The sequence below is a fragment of the Flavobacterium cupriresistens genome (assembly GCF_020911925.1).
Classification (GTDB): domain Bacteria; phylum Bacteroidota; class Bacteroidia; order Flavobacteriales; family Flavobacteriaceae; genus Flavobacterium; species Flavobacterium cupriresistens.
In genome coordinates this window covers 1,963,827-1,986,865 of record NZ_CP087134.1, presented here as the reverse complement: position 1 = coordinate 1,986,865, position 23,039 = coordinate 1,963,827, and the positions used below count along the sequence as shown (strand labels likewise).

Here is a 23,039-nt window from a genome sequence, read left to right as displayed (position 1 = left end):
ACCTATACAATTGGAATTTGGGATTTGGAATTTGGAATTTTTATTTTATAGTTCCTCCGAGTCATCAATTAATTCTGTATCAGAAGCTTTTATTTTATTGTTTAAAGATCTCCATTCTTTAAATATTAAAAATTGATACAAAATATAAAACAAGGAATTAAAAAACCAAAAATCAAGTATAAAGGGTTCCGTAAAAATCACCGAGTCGGTATTACCACTCAGAAAAATGCTCAAACTGCTGGCCAGATAAATTATCAACCCATTGCAGAGATACAAATATTCGTGCTTCGCCCTTTTAAAATTCTTTATTAAAAAGATTAAGGCATATATAATCAGCAATATCGAAGTCATTTCGATTTCAAGAAAATTAAACTCCCAATAAAGCCCGGGTGTCTCATAATACTGTACTATCAAAATCATTAGGACCAATATCAAGCAATAAAGCACTATTCTTTTTAAAATAATATTCCGGAATAAATTATAAAAAAACACACTTAAAGCAATAAACTGAAAGAGAAAGTAATAATGCGAAAGAAAGAAATTAGATCCCGGAGAATAAAACCCAATAATATTACAGCATAATTCTTCTACAAACAAAAGAATCAAATAAACTGTAATTATTTGATACAGAAACCCCTTGTCCTTTCGTGTTCTAAAAAACAGAATACCGTTTATCAGCAAAAAAAATAATCCTGCAAGGCTTATAATAAATGGAAATAGCATACTATTAAAATTTTCTTAGACCGTCAACTATACCAGCGACAAGTTAATTTTACCCTTCTAAAACAACTTACAAAAAAGAAATATCATATAAAGTTAACAATAAATTTCCTCTAAAACCAAAGGTATGGTCTTAAAATTCCAATATCTTAAATTCCAAATTCCAATAAGGAAATCTCAAATTCCAAATCTTAAATTCCAAACTCTAATAAGCAAAAATCCCAAATACCAATCATAGATTTGGAATTTGGGATTTAAGATATTGGAATTTACTTCGTCAGGTTTAGTTTTTCTGCGAAATAATCACAGAAATCTTTCATTGTATCTGCCATTTTTTCGTCGTCCGTAGCACGTTTAAAGGTGTCTGACATCGCGACCAAAGTCTGATGAAAGAAAATTTTCATTTCATCTACAGGCATATCTTTGGTCCATAAATCAATTCGCATGGTCTCTTTGGCTTTACTATCCCAGATTGACAACATAATTGCTTTGGCCTCTTCAGCCTGTACTCCACCGTCCTGAGCGCTCCAGGTTAATTTTTCCGGAACACGGTTTTCGTCTAATTCTATATTGAATCTAATTTCTGAGTTTATTGTATCTGACATTATTTCTTAGGTTTATATTTTGACTTTTCGAAAATTTCTTTTGCATTTGTTTTTAATAATTCCGGCAACGTAACTTTATTATTCTTCATATAAGAGCGCACCATTTGCCAGCCAATCCAAGCTCCGACTCTTCCTGGTGAATCATTATCGATTTCAAGAAAGAATTTTGAAAACGGCGCCGGTGCAATGAAACGGGTGTTTAGTTTTGGATCATCACTGTAGAGCATTTCATTTTCTATAAAATAACGCCACATATAACTTTCGTTTTCTTCACACCATTTTATTTGTTCGGGCGTATACCCCATTCTTTCCGCATCTGTATAACTTGGCAAAAGTAACTCTTTTGCATACAACTGTTTTCCTTCAAAGATCATCTGAGAAAGCAAACTGTGATCCGGTGAAGACGGAATTTTTCTGAAAGCAAAACTGGAAACTACGTCCGGCATGATTTGTCTTTCTTCAAAATTCTGCTTCAGATAATTTGGAAACTCATAAAACTTATGCTCTTTTCCTAAATACAATTCCAACGAGACGATCACCAGACTATCCGCATATATTGCTTTGGCCGTATAATCCATTTCTGCAATTACCGTAATTACTTTAGGGGTTTTAACCTCAGGAAAATAATATTTTATGTGTTGAAACAAACCATTAAACTCTTCTCTTACCGGTTCAAAATTGGAGTATTTTTTCTCTACTTCCGTATATACTTCTCTCCAAATCGGATCCTGCATTTTTTTCAACCACACCGCATCGTCATTACCGGGTGGAAAAAAGAAAGGATATTGTCTTTTTATTTTGGCTAAATCTTCCGGTTTGGTTTCAAAAAACACTTTATCGAAACGTTCTACTTTAATATCAACTGGAATTTCTTCAACTTCTTTTTCGACTTTACTTTTTTGATCACAAGACAAAAAAAACAAGCACAGAAGCAGTACAAAGCGATAAATTTTCATTTTATTTTAATTAGATTTGTGTTGCTGGAATTCAAGCATTATTCATACTTAAAAATAATTCTGCAAATATACTCCTGTATCTTAAAACTTGACCTAATTATGACTAAAAAAAGCACTATTCAGACAGAAAAAGTAAATACTTATATCGTAGAGTGGCTAAAAGATTACGCTAATAAAGCAAAAGTAAACGGATTTGTAATTGGAATTTCGGGCGGAGTGGATTCTGCGGTTACTTCTACCTTATGCGCTCAGACAGGTTTAAAAGTTTTATGTGTTGAAATGCCGATTCATCAGGCAGAAAGTCAGGTTTCAAGAGGAAGAGAACATATTGAACAATTAAAGAAACGTTTCCCAAACGTTTCGAACACCCAAACCGATTTGACTGCAGCTTTTGAAGCTTTTAAAAGTGCTGTACCCCAAACAGAGGACGAAGCCAAGGTAAACTTATCATTGGCCAATACACGTGCTCGTTTGCGCATGTCTTCTTTATATTATTTAGCAGGAATTTACGGCCTTTTAGTTGCCGGAACCGGAAACAAAGTTGAGGACTTTGGTGTAGGATTTTATACCAAATATGGCGACGGCGGAGTCGATTTAAGCCCGATTGCCGACCTAATGAAGTCTGATATTTACGCTCTTGGAGCATTTTTAGCAATTCCGGAGTCAATTTTAACAGCTGCGCCAACAGATGGGTTATTTGGCGACAACAGAACAGATGAAGACCAATTAGGAGCCAGTTATGACGAACTCGAATGGGCCATGTTAGCCGTCGAGTCAGGAAATACGGTAGCTGACTTCACAGGCAGGGAAAAAACCGTGTTTGAAATTTATAAACGTTTAAACACCAGCAACAAGCATAAAATGGATCCAATTCCGGTTTGTTTAGTGCCAAAAACGTTAAAATAAAACTTTTTAACATTTAGCATCAATTAATTACAGAATTTATTTATTAATTTTACCGTTCCAAAAAACATGAACAATTCTAAAAAGGTAAAATTATGATTAAAGTATGTCTAGCAGACAATCATCCTGTGACGCACTTTGGCGTTAAGTCTTATTTTAAAGACCACGATCAAATTTCAATTGTTGCCAATGTCGGCAATTTTTCAATGGTTAGAGATATTCTTCAAACGAAGGAGATTGACATTCTAATTCTGGACTTAGAATTAGAAGGACTTTCAAGCATCTTTGAAGTAAAATCTATCCTAAAAAATTTCCCAAAGACAAAAATTGTGATTTTCAGCGATCTGGCTGAACAAATGTATGCTCCAAATGCTATTAAAGCAGGAGTTTCCGGTTATGTACACAAAACAGAAAAACTTGAAACATTAGGTCTTTCTATTATTAAAGTACACGAAGGAAAAATTATTATCAACGAAACTGTTCGCAAAAACATGGCACTTATTGCTAAACAAAGCAAAAGCGAACGTCTTTACAGAAAACTTTCGAATCGTGAAATTGAGGTTTTACGTTACTTAAGTGATGGTAAGAAAAACAACGAAATCTCTAAAATCTTAAATCTGAACGAAAAAACGATCAGTACTTACAAATTAAGATTATTGACCAAATTAAATGTTACTAATCTGGTTGACTTAGTTAATAAGGCTAAGACTTTAGAAATTATTTAATGGTATCGCGACATTACTCTTCCTAGTTTTTTCGCAAAAGAATTAACCAATTTTGAGTAATCAACGATAGCTGACAAAAGCTCTGTATTATCTGAATTTTCAGGTCGTATAGAGCTTTTTAATTCTTCGATAATTCGATCAACCAAGTACCAACGCATTGACATAATTGTTTCCGTAACATATTGTCCGATACTGGCATGTTTCTCTTTTGCAAAGATATTTTGCCCCTCCCAGTTGTGCAACGTTACTTTTTCGTCTTCCATCAAAATATCGGTTACTTCTTGCGCAAATTCAGGTTGTAGTCGCATTAAATATTGCTCCAAACTAAATTTGCTGTTCTGATTGTAAAAACCAATCAAATCAGTAAAAATATTCTGAAATAATCCATTCGAAAGTTCCACCTCATCTTCCTGTAAACTCAGATAGATACGCTCGAATACTTTATACTCTTTCTTTTCAGAAACCATAATGATTTCGCCTTCCTCATTACTTTTCAGAAGTACATCTTCAAATTCCTCTGTTTTATCTCCGTAAAGCAGTAAAATTTCAATTACTTTTCGTTCTAAACGGTACAGAATATCTACTTTTTCAGAGGGTGGTGGAGGTTGTTCCATGTCTCCCGGAAAAGTAGGATCATCATAATACCTCGGATCATCTGGCGGGTAACTGTTTCGATGAACCTCAAACGCTTTTTGTTCCTGTTTTTGTTTTTTATGGGTATCTGTAATTTCTTTCTGCGTAAGCTGTGCAAGCGTACTCACTAACACCTGCTCGGAAATGTCCATGATTCTGGCACATTCCTGTGTATACACTTCACGCTGAATTCGATCCGGAATCTTAGAAATACTGGTAACCATATCCCGAATCAAATCAGCTTTTTTTATAGGGTCGTTTTTAGCTTCACCCATCAAAATGGAAGCTTTAAACTGTATAAAATCTTTGCTGTTTTCTTCTAAATAAGCTACTAAGGCGTCATGCGAATTCTTTCGGGCAAAACTGTCCGGATCTTCCCCATCAGGAAAACCGCACACCCTTACATTCATTCCTTCCTCCAGAATCAAATCGATTCCACGAATAGAAGCGCGTAATCCCGCCGCATCACCATCAAAAAGAACTGTAATGTTTTTAGTCAGACGATTGATTAATCTAATCTGATCCGGTGTTAAAGCTGTTCCTGAAGAAGCGACAACATTCTCTATTCCCGCTTGGTTAAACTGAATTACGTCTGTATAGCCTTCAACCAAATAACAATTGTTTTGTTTGGCAATTGCTTGTTTGGCCTGAAAAATCCCGTAAAGGACTTTACTTTTATGGTAAATATCACTTTCGGGTGAATTTAGATATTTAGCTGCTTTTTTATCGTTCGTTAAAATACGTCCTCCAAACCCCAAAACACGTCCTGACATGCTTTCGATAGGAAACATTACACGTCCCTTAAAACGGTCAAAAGGCCGGTCTTCTCTTGGAATTGTCAGTCCGGTACTTTCCAGAAATTCCAGTTTGTACCCTTTACCCAAAGCTTCTTTGGTCAGGGCATCCCAGGTTTCGGGTGAATATCCTAAATTAAATTTCTTTATTGTTTCGGCGGTAAACCCTCTTTCTTTAAAGTATGAAAGTCCAATGGCTTTGCCTTCTTCTGAATTTAAAAGTGTTTTATGAAAATATTCTTTTGCAAATTCTGAAACCAAATACATACTTTCACGAACATCTGTAATTGCTTTTTCGGCATCCGTTTGTTCCGTTTCTTCAATTTCAATATTGTATTTTCTGGCCAGATATCGAATGGCTTCGGGATAGGTAAACTGAGAATGTTCCATCAGGAATTTAACCGAGTTCCCTCCTTTTCCGGTACTAAAATCTTTCCAGATTCCTTTTGCGGGCGACACCATAAACGACGGAGAGCGTTCGTCTGAGAAAGGACTCAGTCCTTTAAAATTACTTCCGGCCCGCTTTAAATTGACAAAATCACCAATAACCTCCTCTACACGAGCAGTTTCAAAAACGGTGTCAATTGTATTTTGTGAAATCAAAATGTAATATATTTTAAAAATTTGAAGTCAGTAAAAGTACATAAATCAATCTTTAAATCTGCTGATTTTGCACAAAAAAAGCGTCCCTTCCGAGACGCCTTCCGACTAACTAAACGTAATCTCATACTTAATTCAAATCAAAACGTAATCCTAGCGAAATGTTATTCTCTTTCACTAAGTTATCCTTAAACAACGGATTCAAATCGTATTTTAAATACAAACTGATATCTCGGTATCCGATATAAGAACTTAATCCGTAAATAAAATTATTGACATTATAATCTCCTTTTATAGTTGTTTTATATTTTAAATCTTCTTCTTCGAATTTTAGAATCTGTTTCGATTTTACATTAATTCCGGCATAACCTCCAACACCAAATCGGAAACTTTTATGGGTTCTGAAATAGGTTTTTCCGTCTTTTACTTGAGGTTTGGTAAAATCAAATTCTAAGTGTACCGGCAAAACGATATATACATTTCTAAAGCGGGATTCGCTTAAATTTACGGCATTGATTTCCAGATTGGTCTGATCTCCGTCTACCACAAAACTGCGGTTTTTTGTCGGGCGAATATTGTTGTACATTAATGACAAACCATATTTAGCATGCAATAAATTATCGTTTTTCATCAGTCTGGTGTTATAGGTAAAACCCCATTCATAAAAATGTGAACCTATAAAACTGTAATTCGAATCCTGAAGTTTCCCGTCAATCATCATGTTGTTTAGACCCGTCGCAAATACAAACTGTGACGTTGTTCTCTTTTCACCACGAATTGAATCTTTATTGCATTTGTCTCTTTCCCAACGAATCATATAAATGCGGGACGAATCTTGTTCTTTGATTTTTCCATCTACTTTTTGCTGTACTAAATCGTTAAGTTCGTTCTGCGCCAAAGTCACTTTTTCCTCGATGATTACTGCTCTGGCTTCTGCTAATTCTTTTTTGCGTTTGTCTGCTTGTTCTTGTGTTATCTTTCCTTCAGACAATTGAACGTTTACAGCTTCAACTTCTTCTTTCAGAATTTTCTTTTGTTCTTTGGTGACCCTTTCTATTTTTCTGGCAATACTTGATGCTTTCGATTCAAAAGTTTCCTGTCCCAGCACTTTGCTGACAAATAAAAAAACCAGGATAACGAGGTATAGGGTAAAATTTTTCATGATTGGTGATTTTTGATTGATGATTTTTGATTGATGAATGATGATTGATGATTTTAGATTGATGGCTTTTAAACACCACTAATCCTGTTGATTACGGTTTGCTAATGCTCCTTTTACGGTTTGATAATTTTTATTCACCTTCGTGATTACTTTTTCTCTAAACGAAAGCTCTAGTTCACCATCGACCTGTTGAAGCAAATCATTGGCATTGACTTTTACTTTAGCTTTTGTTTTAGCCGTATTCTCTGCTACAATTGTTTTTTCTGCTGTATTTAACAGCACTTCTACCGCTTCGTTTTTTTGTTTTTCCGAGGCAGGCATTTGGTGATTGACTGCTTGTGATGATTGATTATTGATTGAAGACTCCGCTACTTGTTTTTCATTGTTTTTAGTTATTTTACTTAATTTTTCATTTGAAATTTTCTCTGTGTTTTTTGAATGCTGTGCATTCTGAATTGCCGTTTTTTCTGAGACTACAACTTCTTTTTTATCTAAAGTAGTATTTAGTATATTTTGCTTTTCTATTGTGTCTTTTGGGCTGTTTTGCTCAACAACAACATTCTTAACAGGCGTTTCAACAACACTCTTCTTTTGATTAAAAAAGAATGTCCCTACCAATAAAAAACCGACAATGCTGGCTGCGATATACAGACCTCTTTTCCTCAAAGCCAAAAATGAGTGAGATCGAACTACAGGCTCCTCTTTCTCCGCAACATTCAACATAGCGTCTAATCGATCCCAGGCTTTGTCGCTTGGTTCAATCTTGCGTTGGTTTAGCTTTTCACGGAAATCCTTTTCAAAATTATTCGGTTCCATTGTCTTGTTTTTTTACTATTTTAATTTGTGTTTGCAGCATTTTTCTAGCGTGCGATAATTGCGATTTTGATGTTCCTTCACTAATTCCTAACATCTTCGCTATTTCATTGTGTTTGTATCCTTCGATCGCATATAAGTTGAAAACCATTTTATAACCGTCTGGCAAAGCGTCTATTAAAAACTGGATTTGCTCTATTGAAAACTGGCTGTCTATGGCATTAAAACTTTCTTCTATATAAATCTCGTCTTCAACAAATTTTACTTTTTTCTGAACTCTTAAATACGAGATACATTCGTTGACCATAATCCGTCGGATCCAACCTTCAAAACTTCCTTTGTGCTCAAATTTGTTTAGGTGGGTAAACACTTTCATAAAAGCAGTTATCATTACATCTTCCGCCAACTGAATGTCTTTTATATATTGTCTGCAGACACTCAGCATTTTTGGAGAAAACCTACTGTAAATCTGCTGTTGCGCTTGTCGATTGTTTTCGACAGCTAACTTTATGATTTTGGTTTCTTCCTGATGTAACTGAATAATTTTCATTAATAAGCGTTCTGGTTTTGGTTTTGAAATAGTCTTCTATTAGCATAGACGATTGAAGCTGTAAAATGGTTGCATCGAAATAGTGAAATTTAAATTCCAAACTTTTTAAATTCCAAATTCCAATCTTACAGTGCTTATTTTTAAAGGGATAAGCGTTTTTATTAAATTAAAAAAAAGCTAATTATTTTTTCTTTGTTACTAAAATTCACTTCCAAAGTTAACGCTGAAATTGTAAACTACTTCTTAATTTGGTATTTTTGAATGAGATTCTTGTACCAATCTTGAAAAGACCGGGATGGATTTACAAAAATTCCAAAAAAGAAACACTTTTAAATTTTATGAAAAATAGCACCATTCAAAAAGTAACACTGGAAGATATTGCGCAATTGCAGAAAATTGGAAGACAAACTTTTTCTGAAACTTTTTCGGGAGACAACTCTGAAGAAGACATGACGCAATATTTAGACGAACATTTTTCAACAGAAAAATTGACTAATGAACTCAACAACAAGAACTCCGAATTTTATTTTGCTGTTCTTGACGGTGCCATAATTGGCTATTTAAAACTGAACTTCGGCGAATCCCAGACTGAGTTAAAGGATACTAAAGCAGTAGAAATTGAACGAATTTATGTGCCGAAAGAATTTCACGGACAAAGCGTGGGACAACTACTTTACGAAAAAGCAATTCAGGTAGCCAAACAAAAAGAGGCTGACTATGTTTGGTTGGGGGTTTGGGAAGAAAACAAGAGAGCACTTAGTTTCTATACCAAAAATGGTTTTATAGCATTTGACAAACACATTTTTGTTTTGGGAAATGATCCACAAACCGATATTATGATGAAACTTCAATTGAAATAATACAGGGCAACGCCAATGGATGATTGTTCAAAAAGAAAAAATTTATTTCTTTCTCTCAATAACATAATTCACCATCAAAGTCAAAGCGGCTTTGTATTCAGAGTCTTCAAAATTTTGAAGTAATGAAAGTGCTTCCTGCTGGAATTCGACCATTTTGTTTTCGGCATAAGTCAAGCCATTATGGTCTTTGACAAAGGCAATCACTTCTTTAACCCTTTTCTTGTCTTTGTTGTGGTTTTTGATCGAGTTAATTACCCATTTTTTTTCCTGCGGTGTACAATTATTGAGTACATGAATTAAAGGCAAAGTCATTTTTTGTTCTTTAATATCAATTCCGGTTGGTTTTCCGATGGCTTCTTCGCTATAGTCAAATAAATCGTCTTTGATTTGAAAAGCCATACCGATAAGCTCCCCAAACTTGCGCATGTTTTCTACCTGCGCATCGTCTTCGATTACCGATTTTGCACCAAGTGCACAACAAGCAGCAATAAGTGTCGCCGTCTTCTTTCGGATAATTTCGTAATAAACCTCTTCAGTAATATCGAGTCTTCTGGCTTTTTCGATTTGAAGTAATTCTCCCTCGCTCATTTCGCGAACAGCAACAGAAATAATTCGGAGCAAATCAAAATCACCATTATCAATAGAAAGCAGTAGTCCTTTTGACAGTAAATAATCCCCAACTAAAACCGCGATTTTATTTTTCCAAAGTGCATTGATCGAGAAAAACCCACGACGACGATTACTGTCATCCACCACATCATCATGTACGAGAGTTGCGGTATGAATCAGCTCTATTACCGATGCTCCGCGATAGGTTCTTTCGTTTACAATTCCACCCGAAACCATTTTTGCAGTCAGAAAAACAAACATTGGACGCATTTGTTTTCCTTTACGGTTTACGATATAATACGTAATACGGTTCAGTAATGCGACCTTTGAGGTCATCGATTCATGGAACTTTTTTTCAAAAAGTTCCATCTCGTTAAAAATGGGCTGTTTTATTTGAGAGGTAATATTCATTTCGATTCCAAATATACTATTTTAAATAAAAAAACGTAGCGTATTTTAGATTAGTATGTCAACATTTTATGCACTAATTTTAAAGTTTACGGATGCGAACCGATAAACATTCTGCAACAGAATCTTTTTTTAGCACCAATCCTCAATCGATTTGATTCTGATAGAGGATCAAGTACAAAACCTGTCGAGTAGTAAAAAATTGAATTTGAAAGTTTAATTTATCTAAAAAAAACACCCCGTTTACAAAAAAAACACCCCGCTTGTCATTTCGACGAAGGAGAAATCACACAAGAAATTCCGTAAAGAAAATCGCCAATCTTTGTAGAATATTGGATGTGATTTCTCCTTCGTCGAAAGGACAGAAGTGCAGGAAATAGGGCTTTAACGATTGACAATGTAACGATTAATGCTTCAATAAAATGCTAAACTAGTATTGATTAACACTATTCACTTTCACCACATCTCCTCCATCGAAAGCACAAACGCAGCGATTAAACTTTGTGACTCTGCGACTTTGCGAGATTTTTACTTCTCCACAACTTTTAAACTTGATCTCTGATACACTCTAAAAACCAAAACCTTTTTTGCCAAAAAAAAACATTAAAAACAGATCTAAATCTCGTCTTTAATGCTTTTTTATGCTGTATAATTAAAAAACTATCCTTCTTTATTTGCCAATTGCCCGCAGGCGGCATCGATATCTTTTCCTCTGCTTCGACGTACTTTTACCACTACTCCGATATTCTCTAATGCTTTTATATAAGCTAATATAGATTCTTCTGAAGCTTGTTGAAATTCTCCATCGTCAATTGGGTTGTATTCAATTAAATTTACTTTACAAGGTACATATTTGCAAAACTTAACCAGGGCATCAATTGAGGCTTTATCGTCGTTAATTCCTTTCCAAACCACATATTCGTACGAGATTTTGTTTTTGGTCTTTCTGTACCAATATTCCAAAGCTTCACGCAAGTCTGCCAGCGGGAAATTTTTACTAAAAGGCATGATCTTCGCGCGAATTTCATCAATAGCTGAATGCAAGGAAACCGCTAATTTGAATTTCACATCATCATCGGCCATTTTTTTAATCATTTTCGGAATTCCGGATGTCGAAACCATGATACGTTTTGGTGACATTCCCAGACCTTCTGTAGAGGTAATCATATCGATTGCTTTAATGACATTGTTATAATTCATTAAAGGCTCTCCCATTCCCATAAAAACAATATTCGACAATGGGTGATTGTGATACAAACGACTTTCTTTATCAATAGCTAGAACCTGATCATAGATTTCTCCCGGTTCCAGATTTCGCATTCTTTTTAATCTTGCTGTGGCACAAAAATTACAATCTAAACTGCAGCCCACCTGACTGGAAACACAGGCTGTTGTTCGGGTTTCGGTAGGAATCAAAACGGATTCTACCACCAAACCATCATGTAAACGGACTGCATTTTTTACGGTTCCGTCGCTACTGCGCTGCATAGTATCAACCTTAATGTGGTTGATTACAAAATTATTCTCCAACATGGCCCTTGTAGGTTTGGCTACATTGGTCATATCCTCAAAACTGTGTGCTCCTTTACTCCATAACCATTCATAGACTTGGTTGCCACGGAAGGCTTTGTCGTTATTGGCGACAAAAAAATCCCGTAATTGATCTTTTGATAAGGCTCGTATGTCTTTTTTCTCGATTTGCATGGTGCAAATTTAAGCACTTTTGTTGTTTTTTTCTATTTTTTAAAGTCAATCTTCCTAAATAGCCGTATTTTAGAAAATTACGATCCTCTCCACTTTTATTGTTCTCTAATCTCTAAAGTCTTTTAAATGGCGGTATTTCTTTTTTAAAGCTTCAAAAAAAGCAATTAAAATTCGATAGAGAAACTTCTTTAAAAATTCGATTATTTCAATTCAAAACAGTAAAAACAAGACTCTTACTGAAAAGAGAAACACATCCTCTAATACCGGGTTAATTAGTATAGGACTTTAATACCTTTTTAACCATGACTTTTATCATGCCCGTTTTTAGGTGTTCCCCATACATTTGATCTAAGAAATAAGGGGTCGTTTTCAATACTGCAAAACCTGATCGAGATAGAGATTTCCTTATTTAAAAAGACTAACCAATACATTATTAAAAATGAAGACAATTAAATCAATTTTATTGACCGTACTTTTTACAATCGTATCCTTACAACTCAACGCACAAAAAAACTATCTGGTGGCCAAATCGGCTTTTGAAGTTGCCGGCACTTCAACCGTACACGACTGGGTAATGAAATCTTCGGAAGGAAGCGGTATTGCTAACTTAACTGTTAAAGGTTCTAAATTAACAGAGATTAACAACTTAACCGTTACCCTTCCGGCAGAAAGTATAAAAAGCCCTAAAACAAGTATGGATGAAATCGCCTATGAAACTTTAGAGACCAAAACACATAAAAATATCAAGTATGTTTTAAAATCAGCCACTCAGATAAACGAAACAACCTGGGTATTACTTGGAACTTACACCATTGCCGGGGTGAGTAAAGACTATAAAACCCAGATCAGTACAGCGAGCACTAATGGAAACATTATTTTACAGGGGTCTAACCAAATCACTTTTGCCGATTTTGAAATGGCGCCTCCACAGGCTGCACTGGGAATTGTTAAAGCCGGGAAAAACTTAACTATAATGTTTCGCATTACGCTAAGCCAGGAAGGTCATTTAAGTACTTCTGATTATTTGACACAAGCGAAATAACAACAAAAACACTTAACAGCTTATCGCACAGTCATAAGATCAAATTAGAAACGCTATTCGTCCACTCATCAATTGCAATATCTAAAAAAGCTTTTATAGAATTTTTAGTAAGTTTAAAACTTTGGCACAAGAATTGTCTTTCAGTAAAAAGAAAGATAATCGCACAAAGAGCTCAATCATTTTAAAATTTGTACTTTTATTTTTTCAGCTTTATAACCTTTATAATTTAATCTATTTAAAAATCTAATTAATCATGAAAAAACAAATTTTAAGTTTAGCTGTTGTTGCTCTATTAGCAGTTACTGTACAATCTTGCGGAGACAAAAAAGAAACAAAACCTGAAGAAGAATTAACACTTGGAAACAAGGTAGATTCGTTAACTACAGATCTTGAAGAAGTGAAAGACAGCGCTGTAAGCAAAACAGAAGATGCTGCACAGGACGTAAAAGATGCTACCAAAAAAGCCGCTGATGATGTTAAAGACGCGACTAAAAAAGGAGCAGATAAAGTAGAAGCAGCTGCAAAAGCCGCTAAAGACGGAACTGTAAAAACAGCTAAGGAAGTAGATGCTGCTCTAAAAAAATAGCATTCTATTTCAATTCATAAAAGAACCATTCGCTACAACGAATGGTTTTTTTTTATGGGAAAAAGTTACCCAATATTTTTTGTATTTTTGTTTTTCAACCTTAGAAGAGTATCACATGCATTTTATATCACAGGAATTAGAAGATTACATCGAACAACATTCTGAAAACGAACCGGAATTATTGGCGAAATTAAACAAGGAAACCTACCAGAAAATACTTTTGCCAAGAATGTTGAGCGGGCATTTTCAAGGTCGTGTACTGAGCATGTTGTCTAAATTGATCCGTCCGGTAAACATTCTTGAAATCGGGACTTACACCGGTTATGCTGCTTTGTGTTTGTGCGAAGGAATGCAGGAAAACGGACAATTGCATACGATTGATATTAAAGAGGAGTTAATTGATTTTCAAAGAAAATATTTTGACGCCTCGCCTTGGGGAGAACAGATTTTCCAACATCTGGGAGAGGCTGTTTCTATTATACCAACTTTAGAAGTAAAATTTGATTTGGTTTTTATAGATGCCGATAAAGAAAATTACCTGAATTATTGGGAAATGATTGTTCCAAAAATGAACAAAGGTGGTATTATTTTATCCGACAACGTACTTTGGAGCGGCAAAATCCTTGAACCGCTACATCCAAATGACATTAGCACAAAAGTTCTTTTAGAATACAATACGCTTCTGAAAAACGACCCTAGAGTTGAAACGGTTTTATTACCTATTCGCGATGGATTGACGGTTAGTCGGGTACTTTAGTTTTTAAGTTACTGAGGTTCTGAGGCACTGAGTTGCTGAGTTTTTAAATTCTGACTAAAGCCTTTTTATGTTTTGCTGAATTTTACTCCTTCATCTCAATGTCATTAAGTTAATGATATTTTTTCACGCGGATTCAGTGGATTTTTTTTTCATTCTGCTAAAATCTGCGTGAGACTTTTTTTGACAATCCTTAACTAAATAACATTGCGCTAATGCTGGAAGCTATTGAAAATTGTAATAAATCTACTAACTTCTCGCTAAATTTGGCTCCTCCATTTCTCGGACTAATTACAAACACTTAAAACGAACTCCTAAATGAATTATCTGAACAAAATAGACACTGAAGGTTTTGCTATTATTGATAAGGTATACAACGAGAAGGAAATCAATAAGATAATCTCCTTAATTGAAAATACAACCGAAAACACAACCGAAAATGCCACTTTTAGAAAATCTCAGGATTTATTTGCCATTAGGCAATTTCACAAAGAAATTCCGAAAACTTTAGATTTCATTTTCAATCAAAACTTAAAGGACATTATTGAAAATACTTTTGGGAAAGGTTTTTTTATAACCAAATCGATCTATTTTGACAAACCCGAAAAATCAAACTGGTTTGTTGGGTATCATCAGGATTTGACTATTTCTGTTGACAAAAAAATGGAGATTGAAAACTTCGAAAACTGGACGGTTAAACAAAATCAATTTGCTGTTCAGCCTCCAAAAGAAATTCTCGAAAATAACTTTACGATACGAATCCACATAGACAAAACCACAAGGGAAAATGGTGCTTTGAAAGTGATAAAAAATTCTCATTCTAAAGGTATTCTAAGAATCGAAAATCTCGAAATGGAGGATGAAACGATTTGCGAAGTTGAAAAAGGCGGTATTATGATTATGAGACCTTTGCTTTTTCACGCATCCAGCAAAACAACAAATAACGAAAGAAGACGTGTAATTCATATTGAATTTAGTAAGCAAGAGCTTCCAAACGGTTTGTCGTGGAGTGAAAAAGATTGTATTGAAAATTAACTCAAATATCACGAGCAGCATCCAATACTCTTTCGGCTTGCGCAACATGCCTTTGATTGTGGTAAATTACAAATCTGAAGGTATCTCCTAATTTCAAACGTATTCCTTTTGAGATACTGATGGCTGTTTTTGTTTTAGCAAGACTTACTTCTTTGGCACTATTCAACAATTCGAGCATCTCAATTTGCTGGTTGATAAAATCATCAATAACGGCTTTGTCTAATGTGCTGTTTATGGGATTCATGCTCTTAAAAGTCTTCATTGTATTTAGCTTTTCTTTTGGCATCATACTTTTTGCAAAATAATCTCCCAGCCAGCCACTTTTAAAATACCTTTCCTGTTCTGAACTGGTTTTCTGTATTTGCCCGGTAATTTCAGGAAGATAAAATCTACCGTAGCGATTAAGATGTTCCAAACATTCCAAAATACTCCAGGCCTTAGGGTTTGTTCTGAAATTAAGCACGGCATCACTTTCTGCTTTCAAAGACTCCGCTTTGTCAATAATTAGTTGTGTACTTGCTATTAAGTCTTTTATTAAATCCTCCGATTTTATATTCATGTTGCTGATTTTTGACAAAGTTCCTTAACTTTTGAACAGAAAACATTGATTGAAATCAACGTTTTTTTAGCCTCGACAAAGTTTCGGGGCTCATCCTCAAATAATTTGCAATATGTTTGTTTGGAACTTCCTGAAATAACTGTGGACTTCTTTTCAACACCCTCTCAAAACGTTCTTTGGGCGAACTGATCAGAATGTCTTTTTCCCGTTCAACTTGCTGCAGAACGAGATCTTCTATAATTTTTATCCAAAGCCTGAGATTATCTTCGTTCCGGTTAACAAAGTCCATAAATCCCTTTTTCGGAATAACTTTTACCAGCGTCTTTTTTATAGCCTGAATATAAAAATCCGACGGACTCTCAGACAGAAACGAGTCTATCGAAACCACTATATTGTTTTTATACCCAAAACGAATAATACGTTCTTCATCATCATCCAGTACAAAAATCCGCAGACTGCCCTCCTCTATAAAATAAATATTGGTATCAACACTTCCTTCTACTTTGAGGAATTCATTGCGTTCAATGGCAATTGTATTTTCAACCAGATTATTTTGTTGGATCAAGTGTATGAGGTCACCGGCTTTCATATCGTACTACAGTTTAACAGGATGAATTTAGTTCTTTTTATTTGTACAGGAAGCCATTGGCGCTTATTATTTAACATTAGTACTAAAGCTGCAGAAAGAATAGTGAGTTTTTTGACACTGGTGCTTATACTACTGCAGTTCAAAGACGAATAAGAGTCTGCGAATCACAAACAGAAGCTAGGATTGCTTATCTCTGATCTCTATTATATTCAGCTTCTAAATTTAAAAACTTAGAACCTTAGAATCTCAGTACCTCAAAACCTTATCAACGCTCTAATATTATCCCGGAAAGTACCTGGGTTTCAATTTTCGATACAGCAAATAAATCAATGTCCCAAAAACGGCTCCAACAAAATAGCCGGTAAGAATGTCTCCCGGATAGTGCAATCCCAGATAAATACGGCTATAAGCGAAGACTAACGGCCATAAAAACAAGAATCCTAAATATTTAAAATGGCGTTTTAAGACTAAGTATAAAAAGGTCGCAACAGCCATCGTATTGGCCGCATGACCGGAGAAAAAACTAAATGATTTTCTAACCTGAACAATACGAATAAAAGAGTTGATTTCTGGGTTATTACAAGGACGTAAACGCTGAACGGTATTTTTAACCAGATTGGTAGTTTGATCGGTAAACGCAATTAAAACCGCTATAAAAAGAAGTACATACAAGGTTTGTTTTCCTCCTATCTTTTTATAAATCAGATAAAAAATAAGTAGAAAAAGAGGCGTCCAATTCAATTGATTGGTGATGATCAACCATAATTTATCGTAAGTTTCAGAACCTAAACCATTCAGATACACAAAGAGGTTGGTATCTAATTCTTGTATTTTTTCGAGCATTATCTTTGGCGTTTTACAGGTCCTGAGATAGAGTCAATATCTTCTTTTACTTTTTCGATCTCATTGGTTGTATCGCCAAGCAAATTAGTTGTATCTCCCAGTAAATTAGTTTTTGCATTATTGATTTCAGCATTGATATTTCCAGTGATATCCGTCAAAGATTTAGCGTCAAGACCATTGGCCTCTGCTCCTTTTTGAATTTCACTTTTAATATCGTTTGTAGCATTTTTTAACTGCGCCATTGCTTTACCCATTGTACGTGCGATTTCAGGCACCTTATCTGAACCAAAAAGCATTAGTACTATAAACAGTATGAAAACTAATTCTCCTCCTCCTATACCAAACATATCTTTTATTTTTGTGTAGCTACAAAGATATTAAAATTTGTAGCCGTGAGTTTTAAAATTTACTTAAAAAGAATGTTTAAGCGTTATTTATTTTAACCGCAAGGTACGCAAAGAAAAAACGCAAGGTTCACAAAGTTTTATTATTGCTTTGCGAACCTTGCGTAAACCTTTTGCGGCCCTTGCGGTTAAATTTTTATTCTTAGTCAAACTTTGACTTCACTTCTACTTTTGGCCAGGAATTATTGGTTACATCAATATCAGCAGTCATTAATTTTGGATCTATTTGTATGCTTTTGATTGCTTTTTCTGTTGCATACACTTTTTTAGCTGTGTCGTTATTCTTTCTCCAGATTTGAGCCGGATATTGGAAATTTTGTTGTGTTCCGTCCTCATAAGTAATCTCAACCAAGATTGGCATAATCATACCGCCCGGTTTGTTAAACTCAACTTCGTAGAAATATTTAGGCGATTTTAAACCTGCTTTTTCCTCTGCGGTAAAAGTCTGATCTACATAATCTGCCAACAACTTTACCTCTTCTACTTTTAATGCTTTTTTCTTAGAAGTATTCACTTCAGCATTATCACCAGCTACCAGGTAAACAAATGGTCCTTTATCATATCCGAAACGTCCTTTTTTAACCTTTATGTCTTTGATATCTGCTGTTGGAGTGTCAGAAACATAATATTGTTTTACGTCATTGATTCCGATATCTACAAAATCAGTTGAATAAAACCATCCTCTGAAAAACCAATCTAAATCAACGGCAGAAGCATCTTCCATTGTCCTGAAAAAATCTTCAGGAGTCGGGTGTTTGAATTTCCATCTGTTGGCATATGTTTTAAAAGCATAGTCAAACAATTCTCTTCCCATTACTACTTCTCTTAAAATATTAAGTCCCGTAGCCGGTTTTCCGTAAGCGTTATTTCCAAATTGCTGAATCGTTTCAGAATTAGACATGATTGGCTCTAAAAACTTTTGATCTCCACTCATATATGGAACAATATTTTTTGCAGGACCACGTCTTGATGGAAATTTAGAATCCAATTCCTGTTCTGCCATATACTCCATAAACGAATTTAAACCTTCATCCATCCAGCTCCACTGACGTTCATCTGAGTTTACAATCATTGGAAAAAAGTTATGACCCACTTCGTGAATTACCACACCGATCATTCCGTTTTTAATTTCTTTACTTGTTACCCCGTTTTCATCAGGACGACCATAGTTCCAACAAATCATTGGATATTCCATTCCCTGATCTTCTGCCGAAACAGAAACTGCTTTTGGATAAGGATAATCAAAAGTATGAGAAGAATAACTCTTTAAAGTATGCGCAACAGTCATCGTAGAAGTTTCTCCCCAAAGCGGATTTGCTTCTTTCGGATACACTGATTCTGCCATTACCACTTTGTTATTTAATTGTACAGCCATTGCATCGTAAATGAATTTTCTTGACGAAGCAATTCCAAAATCACGTACATTTTTAGCACTGAATTTCCATGTTTTTTTCTTTTCAGAGAAACCTTTTTCAGCAGCTTCTGCTTCAGCTTGTGTTACAATTACAACCGGTTTGTCAAATGATTTTTGAGCTTGCTCGTAACGTTTCACTTGTTCTGCTGTGAAAACTTCACTTCTGTTCACTAATTCTCCCGTTGCGTCAATAACGTGATCTGCAGGAACGGTAATATTTACGTCAAAATTTCCGAAAGGCAACGCAAACTCTCCGCTACCCCAGAACTGCATATTTTGCCAGCCTTCTACGTCATTGTAAACAGCCATTCTTGGATAAAACTGAGCAATTACATATAATTTGTTTCCGTCTTTTTCAAATAATTCATAACCGGAACGACCTCCACCTTCTTTGCGATAATTATTGATGTTGTACCACCATTTTATTGCCAATGAAATCTTCTCCCCCGGTTTTAAAGGCGTTGCCAAGTTAATACGCATCATGGTTTCGTTGATCGTATAAGACATGGCATTTCCTTTAGCATCTTTAACCTGTTCGATGTTAAAACCACGCTCTAAATCTTTCTTTAAGTACTTGTTCGAAAAACCTTCAAGTGGCAATACCTGATTCATTTTTTCGCTTTCCGCCAAAGAAGTTTGTGTGTTTGCTTTAGCCTGGTTCTGGTCTAACTGAATCCACAGATACTCTAAAGTGTCCGGAGAGTTATTGGAATATGTAATAACTTCAGAACCCGTTAATTTTGATTTTTTATCATCTAATTCTACATCAATTTTGTAGTCTGCCTGTTGTTGATAATAAGCCGGCCCCGGTGCTCCCGAAGCGGTACGAAACATATTAGGTGTAGCCAATAAATCGTACATCTGGCTAAATTTGTTTGTATCGTATTTACCTTGCTGTTTTGGTACAACAGGTGCTGTTTTCTCCTGAGCTATCAACATAGCCGGAAAAAGCAATAATAACGAAAGTGTTTTCATAAGTGTTTTTGGTTTTCTTTGAGGCTGTGAAAATAGCAATTAATCTAATAATTACGCCCTTTCAATTAATATTTTAACACTTCTTTCCTTGAGGATTCTGTAAAGAGAACGCTCTTTTTGGTTCCAAAGGCTGAAATATGTGTAATATTTTGCTGTTCAGAATTCCAATCCACTAAAATGGTATTCGAAATTTCGATGGTCTTAAATTTATCAACGTCTTTTATTCGACAATAACAAACCAAGACATCTCCTGCCTCTACTTCTTTAGATAAAAAAGCAATTGATTTGGACTGACCGTTTATTTTTATTGAAAAATGCTCTGTAAGATACTTTTTCAATAAATCAACATCAGCCTGAGTTTCCTTTTCTGTACCAACGAAGGTTTTTTTGTGGTACTTCTTCTCCAGACCATTATTTAAATCGTCAATAAAAATGCGCGATGTAATTTGAATCATCTTCTTTTCGGCCGCATAATTGACCTGAAAAACACCCACATAAAACTTATGGAAGGTAAAAGCTGAAAGGGATAAAAATAATATCCCGATTAAAGGATAAATTAATCTGTTTTTCATTTTTGATTCACTGCCGCTTTTTTAAACTCTTTATTTTTATTGACCATAAAATCCATCAGAATAAATTTGTCTTCGGGTTTTAGGTATTTTTTAGATTCACCGTCGTTTGAACAGAACATTAAAAAAAGTTCTATTTCGTCCGGTTTTAATTCCAGTGTTTTACTGTAAAAATCAGGAGTAAAATTATCTTTAGCGTAGGCAACAAAAGCGATATCAGAAATCACATCGTCTTTTACATCGTCTTTTTTACGAAGAAGCTTTTTAACGTCTTTAAAAATACGAACAAAGTCAGTTCCATATTTTATAGTTTGATCAGAGTACATTGCGATATTTTTTGCGGTCGATTGTTTATCGTCTACAAACTGCATGTCTACAAATTTCTGCGAACCTCCGTCAAGAGATTTCACTTTTAGATCCTTATGAACAATAACTTCTTTTAATTGATTATTTACCAAATCTAATTTTACCAGAAAAAGGATTTCAGCACAATCTTTCTCTGTCAAAACAACTTTTCTGGATTGAAATGCCAATCCTGAAAACAATAAAGTATCTTTAGGTTTTGCCAAAATATCAAACAATCCGCCAGAACCGATAAACGTTCTTACGTTTGCATTAACATTCATTACATAACCACTTTCAATGGCAAGAAAGTCATTTATTACCTGCCCGTGTAGCGGTTTTCTTGTATTGTTTTGCCCTAAAACGATTTGACAAAATAAGCATGCAATAAGTAGTCCTAATTTATTTTTCATTTTCTAGAATTATTAAGTATTTCCTCGCTAGTTCGGTTATCAAAAACATACTCAGTGTTTTGTTTTTTGTATCCAAAGATACAGCAAATTCGCCATCATCCACACAATATAATTGAAATCCTTTAATGTCTTCGGGTGAAATTTTTAATCTTTCCGTATAATAATTCTCATCAAACATATACTCCATCTTTCTGAAAAGCGCTTCTTTTTTCTCGACATTCACTTCTTTTTTCAACATGGTAGTCCGACCTGAAATTTTATTTAACAATTTATCTATCGAAGTAGACGTTGCTGTATATACTTTTCGCTCTGCAGGGGTGTATTTTTTCTGACCGTACGGAATAATTCCCAGATTCTCGGCAGTAAGATCCGCGTTTTCATTGACAACAACTTCTTTCAACTGAATTTCTTTGACTGTCATCTTTACAACAATTGAATTCAAACTCAGATCATCAGCTGTAATCCTGTGTTTAAGGGGCTCTAAATTAACAGACGAAAAAACCAGAACATCTCCTTCTTTAACCACAATCGCAAACATACCGTTTACATCTGAAACAGTAGCTTGCTGCGTCGTATTATTGATAATATTCACTCCTTCAATTGTTGTAGAACGCTCTACAACCTGCCCCGTGATTTCTTTTGAAACAGGAGCCTGTCCAAAAGTTATTCCGGTAATCAATAAAAGCAGTGCCAGTAAAATATTATTTGTTTTCAATCGCAAGTATTTCTTTGTATTTTACAGCCAGTTCTCCCAGTAGGAATTCAGTAGCTGTTTTATTATCAGAGTTCAAAATAACGGTAAATTTATCATTATCTACTGCATAATATTCAAATCCTTTTACGTATTCAGCAGGGATTTTCAGTCTGTTCACAAAATGATCCATACTAAACATTTTTTCCAAAAGCTTCATAAAAAGTTCCTTTTTCTCTACTGCAACCTCTTTTTTCAACATGGCTGTTCGACCCGATAAAAAATTAAACAACGGATCTGCCGAAACTGATCCGCCTGCCATTAATCCTGCATTTGCAGTAGGATTTAAAGCTGTTGCGGTATGTAATTTCCGCTCTGCTTGTGTATATTTTTTCTGATCACCAGGAATAATCCCTAAAGAAACAGCATTAATTCCGCTATAATTCCGCACAATAACTTCCTGTAAATGATGCATTACCATATTTAATCGTACTGTAAAATTGAGATCAGAAAAATTTTCAGTCGTTAGCAGAACCCTGCTTTCTTTAAATTGTATGGAAGAAAAAACAAGGGTATCTCCAGCTTTAGCCATAATAGAAAAAGCACCGTCTCCACTCGTTGTAGCCATAACTTCTGTTTGAGCGTTTACCACATAAACCCCTTCCAAATCATTGGTATTGGAGGCTATCTTTCCATTAATAGCTATACGCTCCTGACTTTGCCCCCACACCGACTGGCTCAAAACAATAATCAAAACACATAAAAACTTATCGCTCAAAAT

24 protein-coding genes are annotated in these 23,039 nt (G+C 35.0%); 7 read left to right on the top strand and 17 right to left on the bottom strand.

Annotation, left to right across the window (positions count from 1 at the left end):
* Positions 1–989: 989 nt before the first annotated feature.
* Both gldC and gldB read right to left on the bottom strand, forming a co-directional pair.
* Positions 990–1,325 (bottom strand): gliding motility protein GldC, encoded by a 336-nt coding sequence (gene gldC, locus LNP23_RS08855; RefSeq protein WP_047778376.1) that lies wholly within the window; start codon positions 1,323–1,325, stop codon positions 990–992.
* A complete protein-coding gene (gene gldB / locus LNP23_RS08850; RefSeq protein ID WP_230004612.1) occupies positions 1,325–2,281 on the bottom strand; it encodes a gliding motility lipoprotein GldB in 957 nt (318 codons plus the stop codon). The genes gldC and gldB overlap by 1 nt, the downstream gene beginning before the upstream one ends.
* A gap of 99 nt (positions 2,282–2,380) precedes the next feature.
* On the opposite strand from gldB, the gene nadE reads away from it, so the two are divergent.
* Together nadE and LNP23_RS08840 are read left to right on the top strand one after the other, a co-directional pair.
* The gene (nadE, locus tag LNP23_RS08845; RefSeq protein ID WP_230004611.1) at positions 2,381–3,187 is read left to right on the top strand and encodes an NAD(+) synthase; all 807 of its coding nucleotides are present in this window, start codon (positions 2,381–2,383) and stop codon (positions 3,185–3,187) included.
* A gap of 92 nt (positions 3,188–3,279) precedes the next feature.
* Positions 3,280–3,909 (top strand): response regulator transcription factor, encoded by a 630-nt coding sequence (locus LNP23_RS08840; RefSeq protein ID WP_026730588.1) that lies wholly within the window; start codon positions 3,280–3,282, stop codon positions 3,907–3,909.
* On the opposite strand, the gene dnaG is transcribed toward LNP23_RS08840, so the two are convergent.
* The 4 genes from dnaG to LNP23_RS08820 all read right to left on the bottom strand — a co-directional run bounded on the left by dnaG (position 3,906) and on the right by LNP23_RS08820 (position 8,461).
* Positions 3,906–5,939, bottom strand: a complete 2,034-nt coding sequence (gene dnaG, locus LNP23_RS08835) for a DNA primase (protein ID WP_230004610.1) — start codon at positions 5,937–5,939, stop codon at positions 3,906–3,908. The genes LNP23_RS08840 and dnaG overlap by 4 nt on opposite strands.
* 127 nt (positions 5,940–6,066) lie before the next feature.
* Complete coding sequence (locus LNP23_RS08830; RefSeq protein WP_230004609.1) at positions 6,067–7,098, bottom strand: coiled-coil domain-containing protein; 1,032 nt, start codon at positions 7,096–7,098, stop codon at positions 6,067–6,069.
* Positions 7,099–7,176: 78 nt separating this feature from the next.
* Positions 7,177–7,914 carry a hypothetical protein gene (locus tag LNP23_RS08825; RefSeq protein WP_230004608.1) on the bottom strand — a complete coding sequence of 246 codons (738 nt, stop codon included), beginning with the start codon at positions 7,912–7,914 and terminating at the stop codon, positions 7,177–7,179.
* A complete protein-coding gene (locus tag LNP23_RS08820) occupies positions 7,901–8,461 on the bottom strand; it encodes an RNA polymerase sigma factor (protein WP_230004607.1) in 561 nt (186 codons plus the stop codon). The genes LNP23_RS08825 and LNP23_RS08820 overlap by 14 nt, the downstream gene beginning before the upstream one ends.
* Before the next feature lie 338 nt (positions 8,462–8,799).
* Here LNP23_RS08820 and LNP23_RS08815 point away from each other — a divergent pair, with 338 nt between their 5' ends.
* The gene (locus LNP23_RS08815) at positions 8,800–9,321 is read left to right on the top strand and encodes a GNAT family N-acetyltransferase (RefSeq protein WP_230004606.1); all 522 of its coding nucleotides are present in this window, start codon (positions 8,800–8,802) and stop codon (positions 9,319–9,321) included.
* A 42-nt stretch (positions 9,322–9,363) separates the two neighbouring features.
* On the opposite strand, the gene LNP23_RS08810 is transcribed toward LNP23_RS08815, so the two are convergent.
* Positions 9,364–10,341 carry a polyprenyl synthetase family protein gene (locus tag LNP23_RS08810; protein ID WP_230004605.1) on the bottom strand — a complete coding sequence of 326 codons (978 nt, stop codon included), beginning with the start codon at positions 10,339–10,341 and terminating at the stop codon, positions 9,364–9,366.
* 657 nt (positions 10,342–10,998) lie between these two features.
* The gene (rlmN, locus tag LNP23_RS08805; protein WP_047778368.1) at positions 10,999–12,042 is read right to left on the bottom strand and encodes a dual-specificity RNA methyltransferase RlmN; all 1,044 of its coding nucleotides are present in this window, start codon (positions 12,040–12,042) and stop codon (positions 10,999–11,001) included.
* A 439-nt stretch (positions 12,043–12,481) separates the two neighbouring features.
* On the opposite strand from rlmN, the gene LNP23_RS08800 reads away from it, so the two are divergent.
* The 4 genes from LNP23_RS08800 (at position 12,482) to LNP23_RS08785 (ending at position 15,459) form a co-directional block, all read left to right on the top strand.
* Positions 12,482–13,084, top strand: a complete 603-nt coding sequence (locus LNP23_RS08800; RefSeq protein WP_230004604.1) for a YceI family protein — start codon at positions 12,482–12,484, stop codon at positions 13,082–13,084.
* A 253-nt stretch (positions 13,085–13,337) separates the two neighbouring features.
* Positions 13,338–13,670 (top strand): hypothetical protein, encoded by a 333-nt coding sequence (locus LNP23_RS08795; RefSeq protein ID WP_047778366.1) that lies wholly within the window; start codon positions 13,338–13,340, stop codon positions 13,668–13,670.
* Between the two features lie 115 nt (positions 13,671–13,785).
* Positions 13,786–14,427 (top strand): O-methyltransferase, encoded by a 642-nt coding sequence (locus LNP23_RS08790; RefSeq protein WP_047778419.1) that lies wholly within the window; start codon positions 13,786–13,788, stop codon positions 14,425–14,427.
* A gap of 315 nt (positions 14,428–14,742) precedes the next feature.
* Positions 14,743–15,459, top strand: coding sequence for a phytanoyl-CoA dioxygenase family protein (locus LNP23_RS08785; RefSeq protein WP_230004603.1), 717 nt, complete (start codon positions 14,743–14,745; stop codon positions 15,457–15,459).
* A gap of 1 nt (position 15,460) precedes the next feature.
* Here the strand turns inward: LNP23_RS08785 and LNP23_RS08780 are convergent, their stop codons facing one another.
* From LNP23_RS08780 to LNP23_RS08740, 9 genes are all read right to left on the bottom strand, one after another.
* On the bottom strand, positions 15,461–16,018 hold the full coding sequence (locus tag LNP23_RS08780) for a DinB family protein (protein ID WP_230004602.1): 558 nt from the start codon (positions 16,016–16,018) through the stop codon (positions 15,461–15,463).
* Between the two features lie 55 nt (positions 16,019–16,073).
* Positions 16,074–16,607, bottom strand: a complete 534-nt coding sequence (locus LNP23_RS08775; RefSeq protein ID WP_230004601.1) for a Crp/Fnr family transcriptional regulator — start codon at positions 16,605–16,607, stop codon at positions 16,074–16,076.
* Positions 16,608–16,886: 279 nt separating this feature from the next.
* Positions 16,887–17,450, bottom strand: coding sequence for a phosphatase PAP2 family protein (locus tag LNP23_RS08770; protein ID WP_230004600.1), 564 nt, complete (start codon positions 17,448–17,450; stop codon positions 16,887–16,889).
* The gene (locus LNP23_RS08765; protein ID WP_047778361.1) at positions 17,450–17,797 is read right to left on the bottom strand and encodes a Sec-independent protein translocase subunit TatA/TatB; all 348 of its coding nucleotides are present in this window, start codon (positions 17,795–17,797) and stop codon (positions 17,450–17,452) included. The genes LNP23_RS08770 and LNP23_RS08765 overlap by 1 nt, the downstream gene beginning before the upstream one ends.
* Before the next feature lie 199 nt (positions 17,798–17,996).
* Positions 17,997–20,243 (bottom strand): M1 family metallopeptidase, encoded by a 2,247-nt coding sequence (locus LNP23_RS08760; protein ID WP_230004599.1) that lies wholly within the window; start codon positions 20,241–20,243, stop codon positions 17,997–17,999.
* A 65-nt stretch (positions 20,244–20,308) separates the two neighbouring features.
* On the bottom strand, positions 20,309–20,815 hold the full coding sequence (locus LNP23_RS08755; RefSeq protein WP_230004598.1) for a DUF6702 family protein: 507 nt from the start codon (positions 20,813–20,815) through the stop codon (positions 20,309–20,311).
* Complete coding sequence (gene bamP, locus LNP23_RS08750) at positions 20,812–21,567, bottom strand: BamP family beta-barrel-assembly machinery protein (protein WP_047778358.1); 756 nt, start codon at positions 21,565–21,567, stop codon at positions 20,812–20,814. The genes LNP23_RS08755 and bamP overlap by 4 nt, the downstream gene beginning before the upstream one ends.
* Entirely contained in the window at positions 21,557–22,282 is a 726-nt protein-coding gene (locus LNP23_RS08745) for a carboxypeptidase-like regulatory domain-containing protein (RefSeq protein WP_047778357.1), read from the bottom strand. Before LNP23_RS08745 ends, bamP begins: the two co-directional genes overlap by 11 nt.
* Positions 22,269–23,036 (bottom strand): hypothetical protein, encoded by a 768-nt coding sequence (locus LNP23_RS08740; protein WP_230004597.1) that lies wholly within the window; start codon positions 23,034–23,036, stop codon positions 22,269–22,271. Before LNP23_RS08740 ends, LNP23_RS08745 begins: the two co-directional genes overlap by 14 nt.
* Positions 23,037–23,039: the final 3 nt, after the last annotated feature.